The 17,185-nt window shown below is 46.8% G+C and carries 15 protein-coding genes; 7 read left to right on the top strand and 8 right to left on the bottom strand.

What is annotated here, in order from left to right:
• Positions 1-336: 336 nt before the first annotated feature.
• From QUB16_RS02570 to QUB16_RS02560, 3 genes are read right to left on the bottom strand one after another with little or no spacing between them, the layout of a single operon-like run.
• Positions 337-4,938 (bottom strand): tetratricopeptide repeat protein, encoded by a 4,602-nt coding sequence (locus QUB16_RS02570; RefSeq protein ID WP_333313801.1) that lies wholly within the window; start codon positions 4,936-4,938, stop codon positions 337-339.
• A gap of 40 nt (positions 4,939-4,978) precedes the next feature.
• Positions 4,979-5,158, bottom strand: coding sequence for a hypothetical protein (locus QUB16_RS02565; RefSeq protein ID WP_333102414.1), 180 nt, complete (start codon positions 5,156-5,158; stop codon positions 4,979-4,981).
• 15 nt (positions 5,159-5,173) lie between these two features.
• Complete coding sequence (locus QUB16_RS02560) at positions 5,174-5,332, bottom strand: hypothetical protein (protein ID WP_333313799.1); 159 nt, start codon at positions 5,330-5,332, stop codon at positions 5,174-5,176.
• A gap of 81 nt (positions 5,333-5,413) precedes the next feature.
• On the opposite strand from QUB16_RS02560, the gene QUB16_RS02555 reads away from it, so the two are divergent.
• Positions 5,414-6,061, top strand: a complete 648-nt coding sequence (locus QUB16_RS02555; RefSeq protein WP_333313797.1) for a Uma2 family endonuclease — start codon at positions 5,414-5,416, stop codon at positions 6,059-6,061.
• Between the two features lie 115 nt (positions 6,062-6,176).
• On the opposite strand, the gene QUB16_RS02550 is transcribed toward QUB16_RS02555, so the two are convergent.
• From QUB16_RS02550 to QUB16_RS02535, 4 genes are all read right to left on the bottom strand, one after another.
• Positions 6,177-6,782, bottom strand: coding sequence for a 50S ribosomal protein L25/general stress protein Ctc (locus QUB16_RS02550; RefSeq protein WP_333280129.1), 606 nt, complete (start codon positions 6,780-6,782; stop codon positions 6,177-6,179).
• 64 nt (positions 6,783-6,846) lie between these two features.
• A complete protein-coding gene (locus QUB16_RS02545) occupies positions 6,847-7,215 on the bottom strand; it encodes a hypothetical protein (RefSeq protein ID WP_333313796.1) in 369 nt (122 codons plus the stop codon).
• A gap of 37 nt (positions 7,216-7,252) precedes the next feature.
• The gene (locus tag QUB16_RS02540; RefSeq protein ID WP_333313794.1) at positions 7,253-7,624 is read right to left on the bottom strand and encodes a hypothetical protein; all 372 of its coding nucleotides are present in this window, start codon (positions 7,622-7,624) and stop codon (positions 7,253-7,255) included.
• Positions 7,625-7,923: 299 nt separating this feature from the next.
• Positions 7,924-9,264 (bottom strand): adenylosuccinate synthase, encoded by a 1,341-nt coding sequence (locus QUB16_RS02535; RefSeq protein ID WP_333313792.1) that lies wholly within the window; start codon positions 9,262-9,264, stop codon positions 7,924-7,926.
• A gap of 400 nt (positions 9,265-9,664) precedes the next feature.
• On the opposite strand from QUB16_RS02535, the gene QUB16_RS02530 reads away from it, so the two are divergent.
• Positions 9,665-10,702: an adenosine deaminase gene (locus QUB16_RS02530; RefSeq protein WP_333313791.1), complete on the top strand. Its 1,038-nt coding sequence runs from the start codon at positions 9,665-9,667 to the stop codon at positions 10,700-10,702.
• Positions 10,703-10,794: 92 nt separating this feature from the next.
• Here the strand turns inward: QUB16_RS02530 and QUB16_RS02525 are convergent, their stop codons facing one another.
• Positions 10,795-11,337 (bottom strand): Uma2 family endonuclease, encoded by a 543-nt coding sequence (locus QUB16_RS02525; RefSeq protein ID WP_333313790.1) that lies wholly within the window; start codon positions 11,335-11,337, stop codon positions 10,795-10,797.
• Between the two features lie 159 nt (positions 11,338-11,496).
• Between QUB16_RS02525 and QUB16_RS02520 the strand changes: the two genes are divergently transcribed.
• The 5 genes from QUB16_RS02520 to QUB16_RS02500 all read left to right on the top strand — a co-directional run bounded on the left by QUB16_RS02520 (position 11,497) and on the right by QUB16_RS02500 (position 16,910).
• The gene (locus tag QUB16_RS02520; RefSeq protein WP_333313788.1) at positions 11,497-12,801 is read left to right on the top strand and encodes an aspartate aminotransferase family protein; all 1,305 of its coding nucleotides are present in this window, start codon (positions 11,497-11,499) and stop codon (positions 12,799-12,801) included.
• A 612-nt stretch (positions 12,802-13,413) separates the two neighbouring features.
• Positions 13,414-14,901 carry a TldD/PmbA family protein gene (locus tag QUB16_RS02515; protein WP_333313786.1) on the top strand — a complete coding sequence of 496 codons (1,488 nt, stop codon included), beginning with the start codon at positions 13,414-13,416 and terminating at the stop codon, positions 14,899-14,901.
• 20 nt (positions 14,902-14,921) lie between these two features.
• Positions 14,922-15,263, top strand: coding sequence for a DUF6883 domain-containing protein (locus tag QUB16_RS02510; RefSeq protein ID WP_333313784.1), 342 nt, complete (start codon positions 14,922-14,924; stop codon positions 15,261-15,263).
• On the top strand, positions 15,253-15,504 hold the full coding sequence (locus QUB16_RS02505) for a DUF4926 domain-containing protein (protein ID WP_333144873.1): 252 nt from the start codon (positions 15,253-15,255) through the stop codon (positions 15,502-15,504). The genes QUB16_RS02510 and QUB16_RS02505 overlap by 11 nt, the downstream gene beginning before the upstream one ends.
• Before the next feature lie 59 nt (positions 15,505-15,563).
• A complete protein-coding gene (locus QUB16_RS02500; protein WP_333313783.1) occupies positions 15,564-16,910 on the top strand; it encodes a TldD/PmbA family protein in 1,347 nt (448 codons plus the stop codon).
• Positions 16,911-17,185: the final 275 nt, after the last annotated feature.

The following is a 17,185-nucleotide window of genomic DNA, read 5'->3' as shown; positions in this document are numbered from 1 at the left end:
TTTTTTTGCTTGTCGAGGCTGGGTTTATAAGTACCTTGTATCTGACATCAGGCACCAATGTCAATCTTCAGGATTCTCGCGCGGGGTGGGGGCGGGTTTTTTAGTCTTTGGGTATTCCTTGAAGCTATCGGTGAACCCGCCCCTACAGGTTTTTGACATTGGTGTCGTCTGGTGAATTGTATCGGTTTTGTGTCTGAGTCACAATCCTTGCGATTCCCCCGGCATCCAGGGCGGGCACGGGGGCACCGCCCCTACAAAAACAGATATGTCTCATTCTCAAGAAAATTAGCGATTGTAGGGGTAGTGCCCCCGTGCCTACCCCTCATAGGGATGTTCCTAATGACTCGGCCGCCAATTCTTGTCCTCCAATCTGATACCGCTATCTTGACAAGCTCTGGTTAAATGAGGGCTGTAGTAAGGGTCATTATCAATATATTTTTGCCACCGGCTTTCTATCAGCTTTGATTCCTTCCTCAGCCGCTCTTTCTTTTCAGGCGAATCCTCGTAACCCCGGCTTTTAGATTCGTGGTGGTAGAGAACTACATGAGGCAGGTAAATATTTCGGTACCCTTTCTCTAGCATTTTTAAACACAAATCCACATCATTGTACGCCACTGTTAGCTCTTCGTCAAACCCCCCAATACTCTCAAATACTTCGCGGCGACACATTAAACACGCAGCCGTTACCGCTGAAACATTATTCATGCCTACCACATTCCCGAAATAGCCAGGAATCGATCGCTGCATATGGTAATAGCTGTGACCGGCAACTCCGCCGCCGAGTCCCATCACCACTCCCGCGTGCTGGATTTTGTTATCTGAGTATATCAACAAATTGCCCACAGCCCCGATCGAGCTTCTCTGAGCTTGTTCCACCATCCCGTCAATCCAATCGGGAGTAATTACCTCGGTATCGTTATTCAAGAACAGCAAGTAATCTCCCTCCGCTTTGCTAGCAGCGTAGTTGTTAATCTTAGAGAAATTGAACGGAATATCTAGACGATAACTTTTAAACCTCGCTGATTCCTTAGCCGTCCATTTAGCCAGAATTTCCGCCGTGTGTTTCTCTTGACTGCCGTTGTCAATGACGATAACTTCGTAGTTGGGGTAGACGCTCTTAGTAAAGATAGACTCCAAGCAATTGTCCAAAACATCGCCTAAATCCCGCGTCGGAATAATGATGCTGACCCGCTTGTAATCCGCAATTTTGTAGCGTGGAATAAAGTGTCCCAAAAAGTCGGGAACGCCTACAATTTTCCCCGGTTCGCCCCTGCGTTCGATCGCCTCTTGCAAAGCTTTTTGCCCTGCATCATAGGCATAGGGTTTAGCATCTACACCGCCCGCAGCCGAACCCGCGTGCATTCTCCAGTGGTAAAGAATTTTAGGGATGTGAAATATTTTGTCAGTTTTTTCCGTAAACCTCAAAACCAAATCATAATCCTGAGCTCCTTCAAAACCAGGTCTAAAACCGCCGATTTCATTAATTAGCGATCGCCTGTAAGTTCCCAAATGGCAAGTGTACATCCGAGATAAAAATGAATCCGGGCTCCATTCTGGCTTGAAGAAAGGATTTATCAGTTCCTGATCCTGATAAATCTTATCTTCATCTGAATAAATCATGTCCGCTTCCGGGTGGCGGTTCAGCAGCAGCACCACTTCATACAATGCCTCTGGTGTCAGTGTATCGTCGTGGTCTAGCAAAGACACAAATTCACCCGTCGCCAACTCCAAACCAGAATTAGAACAGTGAGAAATGTGACCGTTTTTGGTTCTGTAAGCTACTTTGATCCGGCTATCTTTAGCTGCATATTCTTGTAAAATCTGCTTGACATGAGGCGCGGTTGATGCGTCGTCCGCAATGCACAATTCCCAATAAGGATATATCTGATTGAGAACTGATTCTATTGCCTCCTTTAAATAATTTTCTGGCGTATTGTAAGCCGGCATGACAATGCTAATCAGCGGCTTGTAGTTAAAGATTTCTAATGTTTCCGCCATCTTCCGCAAATCAGCTTCTCTGGGGCTGTTCTTAGCGCGCCACTTCGTGTAAGCTGGGTCTTGACCGAGGAATAGGGAATCTCGTAAGTTTTGATAATCCAAACCAAAAAGTTTCGGATCGAGTTTGCTCGCCGTCTGATAAGCTTCCAGAGCTTCCGAAAGCTTGTCTTGTTTAGCTAAAATTTTTGCTAAATTGTGGTACGACCAGCCAAAGTCAGGAGCAACCTCGATCGCTTTTCGATAAGCAGCAACAGCTTCATCAAGCCGACCTTCTTGTTGAAATAAATCCGCTAAGTTGTGGTGCGACCAAACGAAATTTGGATTCAGTTCAGCAGCTTTCTGATAGCTTTTAATAGACTCCTCAACTTTACCCATCCATTTCAGGACATCGCCTAAATTGTGGTGAGTTCCAAAGTAATTGGGATTAATTGAAATTGCTTTGCGGTAGGCCGCCACAGCCTCGGCAAATTTACCTTCTTCTTGTAGAGAAGTCCCTAATTCGTGGTACTCTGCTGCTATCCCTGGGGTGTGTTCGATCGCACTTCCAGAGTTTCCCTGAACAGCGCGATCGCTCTTTTCCGCCGCCCTACTTACACCCTTTTTTTTTAACACCTCTTCTAACAGCCCAGAAATAGCCTTGTCATCCGGCCGAATCTGCAACGCCATCTGATAAAAGACGATCGCCCCATCCGACCAATTCTTCCGCACCAAAGCATTAGCCAACTCAACATAAAGGTCAGCATCATTCGGCGCAATCTCCAGCGCCTTGTGATACAACTGCACGTCATCAGGATTATCCTGAATCGCCTTTCTGTACAAACCCATCGCATCCCGCAAATCCCACTGAGATCGCATCCTCAAAGCATCAGCCAACTTTTGCGAAAGCCACGGCAAATCCGCCTGAATTTCCGCAGCGCGGCGGTAAGCGGCGATCGACTCATCCCACCGTTCCAGGTTCTCAAAAGCCGTTCCCATGTTGTAATAAGTCCACGGAAAATCAGGATTCAACTCGGCCGCGCGTCGGTAAACATCGATCGCCTCCTCCCACCTTTCCATTTCTAGCAGCACGTCGCCTAATTTGCTCTGCGACCAGAAGAAATTCGGATTAACTTCGTTAGCACGCCGGTAGGCAACAACTGCCTCATCCCACCGTTCCAAATTCACCAGCGCTTCTGCTAAATTGTTGTGCGCCCAAAAATGGTCGGGATTCAGTTCGATCGACCTTTGGTAAGCCGAAATTGCCTCATCCCACCTTCCCAGCTTAATCAGCGCGTCTGCTAAATAGTTGTGCGACCAACTAAAATCAGGATTTAACTCTGTTGCTTTCCGGTAAGACTCTACAGCTTCTTCCCACCGTTCCAACTTCAGCAACACATCTGCTAAATTGTTGTGAGACCAGCTAAAATCAGGATTTAATTCGATCGCCTTGCGGTAGGCATTTACAGCTTCCTCCCACCGTTCCAACTTAACCAGCGACTCAGCTAAATTGTTGTGCGACCAAGAAAGATCGGGATTGTTTCTAATGGCATTAGTGTAAGCATCTACCGCCGCTTCCCACTGTTCTTGACCCTTAAGAATTTCGCCCAATTCGTGATAAGCTGCGCCAGCATTTGGGTTCAACTCAACCGCGCGCCGGTAACAGTCAATTCCCTTATCTACCTTACCTTGCTCGATCAAAGTTTTGGCTAAATTTTCGTGTTCCTCCGCGCTGCCGGATTTCGGGTCGATCGCAAATGCTCGATACCAAGCCTCAGCCGCCTCCTCCGACTTGCCTAACTGCGTCAAAAGTTTCGCAAAATTGCGGAAAGCACCGGCAAAATCTGGTTTCAGCGCGATCGCCTTTTCGTAAGCAGAAACCGCTTGCTGCCACTGTTCTTGCTGCGCGCAAATGCTGCCGTAGTTAGCGTAAGCTTCGGCAAAATTTGGGTTGATTTCTATTGCTTTGACATAGCAACTTTTAGCTTCATCAATTTTTCCGCCAGCTTGCAGCGCGTTGCCCAGCATTTTGTAAAGCGGCGCTTCCGGCTTAATTTGCAGCGCCTTCTTGCAAGCTGCGATCGCCTGTTCCAATTTGCCCTGAGCAAAATAGCCTTCTGCCAATATTTTGTATGCTTCTGGATCTTCTATATTAATTGTAGAATTAACTGCCTGCTGAACTGGCGGCTTAACTGCCTGCTGCACTGCCTGCTGGACTGGTGGCTTGACTGCGGTTACAGAAGGCTGTTGCTTAACTGCACCGTTTGTTCCATTTGCACCCGCCAAAGTTTGCTGTCCCTCGCTGCCGTTTCTCGCATTAGCTGCGTTCAGTTCAATAGCTTTGCGATAATATGCTGTCGCTTCCTCTAACTTGCCTTGTTTTTTGAGCGCTTCGCCCAAATTTTGGTAAGCTGTCGCCACATTAGGATTTAATTTTATGGCGCGATCGTAACAGGCGATCGCTTCGGGTAATTTTTCCTGCCGGAAAAAAGCGTCGCCCATATTCAAGTGTTCCCCCGGCGCTACTTTTTCCGGTTCCAAACTAAATGCTTGATACCAGCACTGCTGGGCTTCTTCCGGTTTGTTAATTTGTCCAAATACTTTTGCTAAATTCCGGTACACTCCCGCGAAATTCGGCTTAATCGCGATCGCCTTTTGATAAAATCCGATCGCCTCCTGCCATTTTTGCTGCTGCGCGCCCAGGCTGCCCAAATTCGCATATACTTCCGCAAAATTCGGTTCTATTTCAATCGCTTTAGCGTACCAGTGCCGCGCCTCTTCCATCCTGCCTTGAGCTTGCAGCGCGTTGCCCAAAGTCTTGTAAGCTGGTGCAAAATTGGGGTGAATCTTCAAAGCTTGCTCGCAGGATGCGATCGCTTCTTCTATTTTTCCTTGGGATAAGTATATTTCTCCCTGTTGGTTAAATTGAACCGCTGTTGATTCTGTACTGACTGTTGATGGCATAGGGGCGGCGGCTCCACAAGTAGCAAGTAAATTATAGGATTCAAAATGTTTCACAATTATACAGCGGTTTGACGCCAACAATTGCCGTTTTACCAAAGCTGTCGAGAATGTGATGCAAAGGTTCAACAATAGCAGAATACGATCGCGAGCGCGCAACTCCGGCAAAAAAGCGATCGACCACCTCCGCCTCGGTTTTTTCCCGGCATTCTAGTGCTTGCACCGGAGATACAGGTTTTCACCCCCCATGAGGGATGCCTGATTCGGCGGCTGTCAGGATTTTCGAGGTTTGGTTTGTACCTCTAGAAACTTGAGAAAGTCGATAGTGCAGCAGACGAAGTTCCAGCGGCAATAGTTCCTCACGCACCAAAATCGATCGCAGGTATCCGGGCTGCACCACCAGACTTATGGAAGAAATATATTAAAATAATTAACAGTAAATGTTCTGTCAACTTTCGCTTAAATTGCGGTAATTTTGATGTTGTTAGAGCCACCACCTCAACTTGTCGGAGAAAAGCGCCTCACCTTTCGCGGCCTCGATTGGCAAGCCTTCAAGCAAATTCAAAGTTTGCTGAGGGAGCGCACTCGCGCCCGCTTTACTTACGATAACGGAGTGTTAGAAATCACCATGCCCCTCGAAGAACACGAACGCTCTGCTCGTTTGATTGAACGATTCATCTTAATCCTGATCGTTGAGATGGGGATGAGAATGAAGACGATGGGATCGACTAGGCTCGATCGAGAAGACCTACTCAAGAGCGCCGAGCCAGACAATGGATATTACATTCAGAATTATACCTTAGTTGCCGATCGCCTGGTTAATTTGAATGTCGATCCAGCCCCGGATTTAGTGGTGGAAGTGGATATTACCCATACCGATCTCAATAAAAATACACTTTATGCCAGTATGGGCGTGCCGGAATTTTGGCGGTTTAACGGGCGGGTATGGCGGATTTTGCAATTAGTCGATGGGGCTTATGTCGAGCGCGATCGATCTCCGACTTTTCCCATTATTGAAAAAACTGATTTATACCGATTTCTCGAAGCGGCTTTCATCGATGAAATTGCCGCACAGATTGATTTTAGTCAATGGGTGCGACAGCAGATTCAAGGCGGAGTAGAGTAAGTGCGATCGAACCCAAATTAGAATAGCCTTTTTAGCAAAAAACGATCGCCCTTTTGGGAGAAAGCGATCGCCCTTTTTTTGCAACCATTAGTTAACAACTATTAGCAATTACTAATTAAGCTGCTGCGGCTGCGTCTTCTTCTGCGTCTTCGGCTTCAGAACCTGCTTGAATTCCCAGCACGCTAACAACCACCTGATCTGGTTCGCCGAGAGCTACCACTCCTGCAGGCAAAACTAATTCGTGAATGTGCAGCGCATCCCCAACCTTTAAATGAGAAATATCTACTTCAATTGCTTCAGGAATGCTGTCAGGTTTGCACTTAGCTGCGAGTTGCGTCAGCACGGTATCCAAAATGCCGCCTTCTAACTTGACGCCGACAGGTTCGCCGACAAAACGCAGTGACAATTCAACTTCCAGGCTGTCTTGAGTCGCCACGGAGAAAAAGCTCAGGTGGTAAGGATAGCCCTTCCAAGGATGAACTTGAACTTCCCGGAGCAAGGTTTTTCCGCTCCAAGAGAGGTCGGGAATGCTGAGGTCAATTAGGGTATTGTTGACTACGTGCTTTTTGAGCAGGTGTTCAACTGTTTTGGCTTTGATGGTAAGGGAAATGGATTCAGATCCTTTGTGACCGTAGAGGACGGCGGGAATCAATCCAGAGCGGCGGAGGGCGTTAGGTTTGCTGCCTTCTGCCCGCTTTTGACATTCTACTGCGAGTTCCATTTTCTGACTTTCTGCTGATTGTTTTCACATTTTACCAGAATTGTGATATTGCGATCGCGCTCAATTAAATTCGCTGAAGGTATTGATAATTTTCGTTTTCCACACACTTCAGCAATTCCAGCATTTTTCTCAGACGGTACGTTCCTGATTGATACTCTTCTTTTGAAGGGTAATCACCAAGCTTAGTAATAACTGCATCGCTTTCACTGATGATTGCTTCGCTGAAAATTTTCTTGAACTGCTGGCGAATATCTTGATTTAATTCAACTAGAGGCAGAATTACATTTTCTTCATCTAGGTAAATTTGGGTTTCGACTGATTCGCCACCTATTTTGGAAAATGCTGATTTTGCTAACCATTCGTAAGTAGCTGCTGTTATTCTTACACTATCGGACGGTTCACCATTTGCTGAATAAAAACTGATGTCAAACATTGGGATTACTCCTTCTGGTAAACATCCAGAAACTCATTCAAAGGACTCGCTGAAGATACTGATAATCTTCGTTTTCCACACATTTTAGCAAGTCCAGCAATTTCCTCAAACGGTAGGTTGCTGTTTGATACTCTTCTTTGAGAGGGGAATCTCCCAGCTTGGTGAGGACGGTATCGCTTTCGCAGATAATTGCATCGCGGAAAAAATTTCTGAGCTTCTGGCGAATATCTCGATCTAACTCAACTACAGGTAGCTTCTCCTCTTCTTCATCTATCAAAATATTTCTGGGGACAGATGTGCCGATTTTGGAAAATTCTGATTTGGCCAACCACTCGTAAACGTCTTCAGACATTTCGACATAGTGCGGTGACAGTTCGGTTTTGAAGGCATAAAAAATAAAATCTAACATTAGCTTTCCTCTTGACCTTCCTGATTTAACAACTTACTTTCGGGAAAATATTACAAGTCATTAGTGTCAACTTAAGGCTAAAATCTTTGATAAATCTCACTTTTATTGTAGTCTATATCCCCCTCGCATACCCCCTACTCCCCATTAATAAGGGGAGTAGGGGTTGACTTTGAGAAGAGTCTTGTCCCCCCCTTCGTAGGGGCGGTGCCCCCGTGCCCGCCCTTGGCGCCGGGGGGATCGAGATTTAATAGTCAAACAGCAGTCTCTGACTGGGTTTGACGTTAAGTTGAGACCAATGATTACGAGTGTGCTGCTACTGGCGTACCGTCAGCAGAGAGCAAAGCGCGTTTCGGGCCGTGAATCGGGTCTTCTACAATAATAGTTTGGTCGCGACTGGCTCCGAGAGAAACGATCGCGATCGGCACTTCCATCAAATCTGCCAAAAACTTCAGATAATTCAAAGCTTGCGGCGGTAAATCTTCCAAATTCCGGCACTCTTCCGTAGACTGTTTCCAACCGGGAAGGGTTTCGTAAATAGGTTGGCACCGAGCAAATATCCGGGAACTTTTCGGGAAATCAACACATTTTTCGCCGTCAATTTCGTAAGCAACGCAAACTTTTATTTCTTCTAATTCATCCAAAACATCTAGTTTGGTAATTGCCAGACAGTCAAGGCCGTTGATGCGGACTGCGTAGCGGCCGATTACTGCGTCGAACCAACCGCAGCGGCGTTTTCTGCCCGTTGTCGTGCCGAATTCTGCACCTCTCTCGCCCAAAACTGCTCCTATTCCATCTACCATTTCGGTAGGGAAGGGGCCTTCTCCGACGCGGGTTGTATAAGCTTTTGCTACGCCAATTACGCGATCGATCGCTGTTGGGCCGACTCCGGTTCCCACACAAGCCCCACCAGCGATGGGATTGCTGGAAGTAACGTAAGGATAAGTACCGTGATCTAAGTCTAATAAAGTGCCTTGCGCGCCTTCAAACAGAATATTTTTCCGCTTGTGAAGTCCCTCATAAATCTTCAGGGAACTATCAACTACGTGCGGCCGCAAACGTTCCGCATAAACTCGATATTCATCAATTACGTCTTGCGGATTTAAAGGCGGCAAATTGTAGAGTTTTTCCAGAAGGACATTTTTACAATTAATCGTCCATTCCAATTGTTCTTGCAACCCTTCCAAGTCCATTAAATCGAGCATCCGAATGCCGGTACGTTCCGACTTGTCGGCGTAAGTAGGGCCGATGCCGCGTCCCGTCGTCCCGATTTTATAATTTCCCCGCTGCGTTTCCGATGCTACATCAATTAATCGATGATAGGGCATCGTGACGTGAGCCGTCTCCGAAATCATCAGCGAGGTTGTCGAAATATTCAGTGCCTCTAGCTGATCTAACTCTGCAATTAAAACTTTAGGGTCGATGACCGTGCCACAGCCGATAATACACTCTTTATCAGGGTAGAGAATCCCGGACGGAATTAAGTGCAGCTTGAAAGTCTGACCGTCTACTACCACGGTGTGACCGGCGTTGACGCCCCCTTGGTAGCGGACAACGATATCTGCGGATTTGCTGAGCAAATCGGTAATTTTGCCTTTTCCTTCATCGCCCCACTGGGCGCCGATCACAACTACGTTAGCCAAGGGTTTCTCGCGTTCAGTTCAGGTTGACACAATCTCCGATTATGTACGAATGCGCCCTAAATGTCAAATAAATTTTTGTTACAATTGAGAGACTTGAGGCTGTATTGCTCTCAAAAACCAACTTCCAGCCCTATCGGGGGACTTGGGAAGGGAGAGTAGGAGAGGGGAAGAATGGGTGAGGATTTGACGAGTTTTTAGGGGAATCCCATGTGCAGCTTAAATGTGGAAGAGTTTACCGGCTGGAGGTTGTTGGCTAGTATTTGGGAAAACGCGGTTTCTGGCCACTGATGCGTATAGGACTAAATTACAAATTCTTCAATCCTTCAATTCTTCAATCCTTCAATTCTTCAATCCTTCAATTCTTTCAATCTAAAATCTAAAATCTAAAATCTAAAATCGCATGACTTTACACGCTGAGTTGCACCGCCATCTGGGTGGTTCTGTCGTTCCTAGGGTGCTGTGGCGGTATTTCGATCGCCACAATGCTGAGATGGTTAATCGATTTCCGAAATACTCGGAGTTTGAGGAGTTTTACACTCGTCCGCGCAATACTCTCAATGAATATTTGGAACTGCACACGCTGGTAGAAAGCGTTCAAACTGTTGAGACGTTGCCTTATTTCATCTATCGGTTGATGCGGGGCGCTTACGTGTTTGAAAATCTGGCTTATTTGGAGTTGCGCTATACGCCTTATTTGCGGACTCCAGAACATTTGAATCAGTCAGAACGCATTGATTTGATGGCAGAAATTGTACAGGTTGTGGGCAAGGCCAGTCAAATTAGCGATTGTCCGATTGTTACCAGCCAAATTTTGTGTATGCACTCGCGTTTACCCTATGAGGTGAATCGCGCGATCGTAGATTTGGCGGCCGGGATGGGAGAATATGTTTGTGCGATCGATATAGCTGGCGGCGATGATTGTATAGGCGATCGTTTGGATGAGTTTGTCGGATTGTACCAGTACGCGAGGTCGATCGGCATCAAAACTACCGGCCACCTCTATGAAACTACCTCTGGCTGTTATCCCGAACTGCTGCCCTATCTGATGCGTATCGGCCACGGGATTCAAATTCCGTTAAAATATCCCGAACTGCTGCCAGAAGTCGCGCGCAGGGGTCAATGCTTGGAAGTTTGCCCGACTACCTATCTCAAAACGGGGACGTTGCAAGATATGCGCGAATTGAAGGTTGTGTTCGATCGATGTTTTGAAGCTGGTGTCGATATTGCCATTTGTACCGACAACGCGGGATTGCACAACGTGCGGCTGCCTTTCGAGTACGAGAATTTGTTAACTTTGGATATCATTGATTTTCGGCAATTGCAAGCGTGTCAAGAGGCCGCTTTCCGCCATGCTTTCGCGTGGCCCTACGACGAAAGGCCTGTGAAAATGCTAACCGGTTTGTTGCAGCATGAGTCTGTCGGTGCGATCGTTAATTAGCTATGTAAGCTTCTCTCAATGGTTCGTAGTGAGGACTTGACTTTTTATTCATAGAGAGGACTTGCATTCCTTACTGCGAACCGACTAATTTTTCAATCAAAAACGGGTGGCCACAAATCAGAAATTGGCAATTCCCAGCCAGGGAAAAACTCTGGAATTGTCAATATGTCTCCATCTCTGAGCACTTCCGGCTCGGCTCCTGTACGATATACTGTGAGAGTTAATCTGTCCGGGTCAATCAATATTCCCACTTCCGTTCCCAGACTCAAAAATGATTGTATTTTTTCTTTGATAGGTGTGATGCGATCGGTTTTAGACTTAATTTCCACCATCAAGTCCGGAACCAATTCTACAAAATCCCGCCGACTCCGCTTCAGCTTTTCTGCTTTGACAAAAGATACATCTGGTGCGCGCAAGTCACTATTTGGTAAAATAAAGCCAGCGCTGGAACCCGTTAATCGACCCAGCTTGCGTGGCAGTACCCAAATTCCCAAAAGAATAATTAACCGAGAACCAATTTCATCGGAGGTGTAATCGCATGGGCCCATTGCAATGATATTCCCCTCTATTAACTCTAGTCGCCATTCAGGATGTTCGGCTTGAACTTTTTCTAAGTCTTTGACAGTTAGTGACATGATGAGTCTCCGTCTAATACCTAAGTCTATCATAAACTAAGCTTTAATTAAAAGAGCCAAGAGATATTTGTAAAATTATAATAAGCGTCTGGCGATCGGCAATCGGTAGCAAGTTATAGTTTAAAGGCTGAATCATCAATATAATAAGAGAAAAAAACGATGACAAATATGGACGCTTACTGGATGCCCTTCACTGCCAACCGACAGTTTAAAGCGAATCCGCGAATGTTGGTTTCTGCCAAAGATATGCACTTTACAAGCGATGATAACCGCTCAATTTTAGATGGTACTGCGGGGCTTTGGTGCGTGAATGCAGGGCACGCCCGCGAGACAATTGCCGAAGCAGTTAAACAGCAGGTTTTGCGTTTGGATTACTCCCCCGCTTTTCAGATGGGACATCCGGGTGCTTTTGAATTGGCGGAACGTTTGGTAAAGATGATTCCGGGCAATTTCGATCGCGTTTTCTTTACTAATTCGGGTTCGGAATCTGTAGAAACTGCTTTAAAAATTGCGATTGCTTATCACCGGGTAAAAGGTGAAGGAACTCGCCAACGATTAATCGGCAGGGAACGCGGCTATCACGGCGTTGGTTTTGGGGGAATTTCTGTCGGCGGTATCGGTACAAACCGCAAGTTTTTTGGCAGTTTGCTCACGGGAGTCGATCATTTACCTCACACTCACAGCCTCGAACACAATGCTTTCAGTCGCAAACAACCGGAATGGGGAGCGCATTTGGCGGATGAATTGGAGCGGATTGTCGCTTTGCACGATGCGTCTAATATTGCAGCGGTAATTGTGGAACCGGTGGCGGGTTCTACGGGGGTTTTGATTCCCCCGAAAGGTTATTTGGAGCGACTGCGGGCGATTTGCGACAAATACGGAATTCTGCTGATTTTTGATGAGGTAATTACCGGATTCGGGCGGCTAGGCTCTAGTTTTGCAACGGAATATTTTGGGGTGGTTCCTGATATTGTGACGGCGGCAAAAGGGATAACTAACGGTACGGTGCCGATGGGGGCGGTGTTTGTGAAACAAGGCATTTATGATGCTTTTATGAATGCTCCTGAAAATGCGATCGAGCTTTTTCACGGTTATACTTATTCTGGTCATCCTGTGGCTTGTGCGGCTGCTTTGGCGACGCTGGATATTTATGAGGAAGAAAGGCTGTTTGAACGAGCCGATAAGATGGCTGGTTACTGGGAAGATGCGGTGCATTCTTTGAAGGGAGTGCGGCACGTAATTGATGTTCGCAATCTCGGACTGGTGGCGGGTATTGAGTTGGAATCTATTTCTGGGAAGCCGGGGAAACGGGCTTTTGATTGTTTCTTGCAGTGCTATGAAAAAGGGTTGCTAATTCGGACTACGGGTGATATTATTGCTTTGTCGCCGCCGCTGATTATTGAGAAGGAACATATCGATCGCCTTGTGGAAATTTTGACTGGGGTTTTGCAGGAGATGGAGTAGGATTAAAAGGAGATTTTGCACCATTCTCTCTTAACAGGCAAGATGCCTGTTCCACATTAACAGGCAAGATGCCTGTTCCACATTAACAGGCAAGATGCCTGTTCCACAAAATTAACAGGCAAGATGCCTGTTCCACAAAATTAACAGGCAAGATGCCTGTTCCACAAAATTAACAGGCAAGATGCTTGTTCCACATTAACAGGCAAGATGCTTGTTCCACAAAATTAACAGGCAAGATGCCTGTTCCACATTAACAGGCAAGATGCCTGTTCCACATTAACAGGCAAGATGCTTGTTCCACAAAATTAACAGGCAAGATGCTTGTTCCACATTAACAGGCAAGATGCTTGTTCCACAAAATTAACAGGCAAGATGCCTGTTCCACATTAACAGGCAAGATGCCTGTTCCACATTAACAGGCAAGATGCTTGTTCCACAAAATTAACAGGCAAGATGCTTGTTCCACATTAACAGGCAAGATGCCTGTTCCACAAACAGTAAATTTCTTGTGGGGTGGGCATCCTGCCCGCCCAGAGAAAGCTTATTGAAAAGGGTTCAAAAAATTGAAAAGCGCTATAATAATTAACAACTAACGACGAATGACGAATAACTATGGTGCAATTAACTGCAAAAATCTCTGCTAACGAGTTAGCAAATTTGGCTGTAGATTTGATTCGGAAAACAGGTTGCGAGTACGGTGATGTACGTTTTTGCAGTTACCGAAGGCAGAATCTTTACGCGCGCGATCGATCTTTAAGTCAACTGTCAGATAATGTAAGTTCCGGTTTTGGCGTGCGAGTGCTTCTAGACGGTGCTTGGGGGTTTGCCGCCAGTCACAGCAAAACACCTGCAGAGGTTGCAAGAATAGTCGCTTTGGCTGTAGAAATTGCTAAAGGCAGCCGCCTAACTCAGAAGGAACCGGTGCGGTTGGTGCCTGTCGAAAAATATGTCGATACCTACATTACTCCCATCGCCATTGACCCTTTTTCTGTACCCGTTGCTGACAAAGCTGAACTGCTGCTAACTATCAACGAGCAACTGCTAGCACACGGCGCACAAGGCATCAAAAAAGCTTCTTCTTTTTTGCAGTCCAGCCGCGAAGACAAGGTTTTTGCTTCTACAGAAGGCTCGCTAATCGAACAAACAATCTACCGCAGCTATCCGGGTTTTAGCTGTACAGCAATTGCGGGCGGCGATGCCCAAAGTCGGAGTTACGAACGCCCGCCGCTGAATATCGGTTACGAACATATTAATCCAGATGATTTGTTGAGTCAAGTCGAAAGAGTTGCCGCCGAAGCTATTGAGAAAGTCAGCGCTCCCACAGTCCCTGCTGGTATTTGCAAATCCCTGATTCTTAAGCCGACAAATTTGTTTTTGACAATCCACGAATCTGTCGGTCATCCAACTGAATTAGACCGGGTTTACGGTTACGAATCTAATTTTGCTGGCACGAGCTTTGCTACTACTGATAATTTAAATAAACTGCAATACGCTGCACCTTGGGTGAATTTTAAGTGCGATCGCACTCAACCAGGTGGCCGCGGTACAATGGGTTACGATGATGAGGGCGTAAAATCACAAGAGTGGTACGTTGTCAAGGATGGAATTTTAGTTGATTATCTCACTGACAGAGAGACGGCTTATCGCCTCGGACGTGCCAGCAGCAACGGTTCTGCCTACGCTGACAGTTGGTCGAGCGTGCCGATGGTGAGAATTCCCAATTTGGGATTGGAACCGGGCCCGGATGGCGGCAGCCATACTGCTACTTTGGCCGAGATGATTGCTGATACGGAAGACGGGATTTTAATCGACGGTATGGGTAGTTATTCGATCGACCAGCAGCGACGCAATTTTCAATTCGGCGGCGATGCTTTTTGGAAGGTGGAAAAAGGTAAAGTTGTCGGTATGTTGAAGGATGTAACTTATCAGGCGATGACTACTGATTTCTGGAATCAAATAGATGCGATCGGGCCAGCTTCGGAGCTGGTTCAGTGCGGTACTCATATATGCGGAAAGGGCGAGCCGATGCAGGTTGCTCAGATGACTCACGCTTGTGTGCCGGTGCGAGTGAGGGATATTCAAATTGGGGGAAATTCTTAATTAGATGGTAGGTTGTTAATGTGAAAATTCCAGCGGATGCTATCATACCCGAAGCAAAGTTGACGCGCTATTTACTTGTTGCCAAAGCACAAGATGACAAGTCAAAATTTCTCGCTCAAGGGGGTTTTAGTCAAGATAACCCAGAAGCTTTGTTAGCAGCCATCCAGTTTTTGATAGCGTCGGCTGAGGCAGTAGAAAATGGTGCTAATGAATTCGGAAAGTTCTTTCGCGCCGAAGGTGACTTGCCAGGGGCTAATGGACGTAATTTAGCAGTTGTTACAATTTGGTTGCAGTGGCAAATTGACGGAACTTTTCATTTTCTTACTCTCAAACCCAAAAAGGAGTCTCGACGTGAAACTTGAACTTTACCAGCGTGTAGCATTGTGTCGGGATATGCCGCTATATCAGCTAAAAAAAGGTGATGTAGCCATGCTAGTCGATCGCGTACCTCATCCAAGGGAAGGGGAAGATGATGGCTGCGTTCTAGAAATATTTAATGCTTTAGGAGAATCGATTTTAGTTGTGGCTGTTTCTCCTTCAGATGTGGAACCTCTGCGAGCAGATGAAGTGTTAGCAGTACGCTCTTTAGTACAGGCGAGTTAACCGTAGTATTGCGGCTAAACCTATTTTCAAATACAACAAATATTCCGGGACTTTAGCTTATGATTGTAACAACATCGCCCGCACTTTTAAGTGAAGACCAAGCGTTATCTTTACTAGAAAAAGCCGTCAAACTATCCAAAGCAGAGGAAGTATTTGTCAGTCTCTCTACTGGGGAGGAATCTCTTTCCCGATTCTCGGAAAATCAAATCAGCCAAAATATCAGCAAAACTGTATTTAACCTGAGCATTACTAGCTATTTCGGTAACAAAAGCGCCTCTGCTGCTGTTACAGAATTTGATGAAGATGCGATCGCCTCCGCAGTCAAGCGATCGGAAGAATTGGCCAGAATTGCGCCGGCAGACCCCGAATGGATGCCGCTGCTGCCGCCTCAAACCTACGATTTGCGATCGCCCGCCTTCGACGCAGCCACGGCAACTGTATCGCCTCTAGCGCGGGCCGAAATGGTGCAGCAAGCGTGCGCCAGATCCTCCCAGGGGGGCGCTCATGGTTCGGGTACTTTGAGCACTGAGGCGTCGCTGTACGCGATCGCCTCGTCAACCGGACTCCGCGCCTGCAACCAGTCTACAGATGCGGATTTCAGCTTTACTGCTCGCGTTGAAGACGGTTCTAGTTGGGCGAAGAGCACTGCTTGGAGTATCAACGAATTGCCGATCGCCCAATTAGCAGAACAAGTGCTCGATCGGGCGATCGCATCTCGCAACCCGCGCCCCATCACTCCCGGCGTTTATCCGGTAATCTTTGACGGCGCTGCTTTTGCGGGCTTGCTACCGTGGGTGATTTGGGGGCTGGATGCGAGGGCGGCGGATGAGGGGCGATCGTTTATGTCGATCGCCGATGCAGAGGGAAAACCAGCGGGAAACCGCGCGGGGGAACACCTTTTCAGCCCCTTAGTGCAAGTGCAGCGCGATCCGGCTCATCCTTTGTTGCGATCGAATACTTTTTTCGGCGACGGATTGAGCAATAACTATTTGGAAATCATCAAAGATGGCGTCCCTCAAAGTTTGTCTTATTCCCGCTACTGGGCCGCACAAAAAGGCAAAGAGGCAAAAGGTGCTTATTACCCGATCGTAATGACAGGTTCCGACCAAAGTTTAGCAGATTTAATTGCTCAAACCGAGCGCGGAATTTTCGTCAGTCGAGCTTGGTACGTGCGCTACGTGAATCCGAAAACATTGGAAGTAACGGGAATGACTCGCGACGGTACTTTTTGGATTGAGGATGGCAAAATTGCTTACCCGATTAAAAACCTGCGTTTCAATCAAGTTTTACCTGATATGTTGCGCGATGTGGATGCAGTTAGTGCGGTGAAGCGTTACGGCGGTAGTGTCGTGCCCGGAGTGCGCGTGAAAGCTTTTAATTTCACCAGTATTACTGACAGTTTGTGACTCACACATTTCTCACAATCTGTAGGGGCGGGTTTCACAAACAATTACAGCCAACAAAGAACAATCTCTCAAACCCGCCCCCACTGACAGTTTGTGACTCACACATTTCTAACAATCTGTAGGGGCGGGTTTCACAAACAATCACAGCCAACAAAGAACAATCTCTCAAACCCGCCCCCACTGACAGTTTGTGACTCGCACATTTCTAACAATCTGTAGGGGCGGGTTTCACAAACAATCACAGCCAACAAAGAACAATCTCTCAAACCCGCCCC

This window comes from Microcoleus sp. D3_18a_C4, assembly GCF_036702415.1.
GTDB lineage: Bacteria > Cyanobacteriota > Cyanobacteriia > Cyanobacteriales > Microcoleaceae > Microcoleus.
This window is presented reverse-complemented; position numbering and strand designations above follow the sequence as displayed.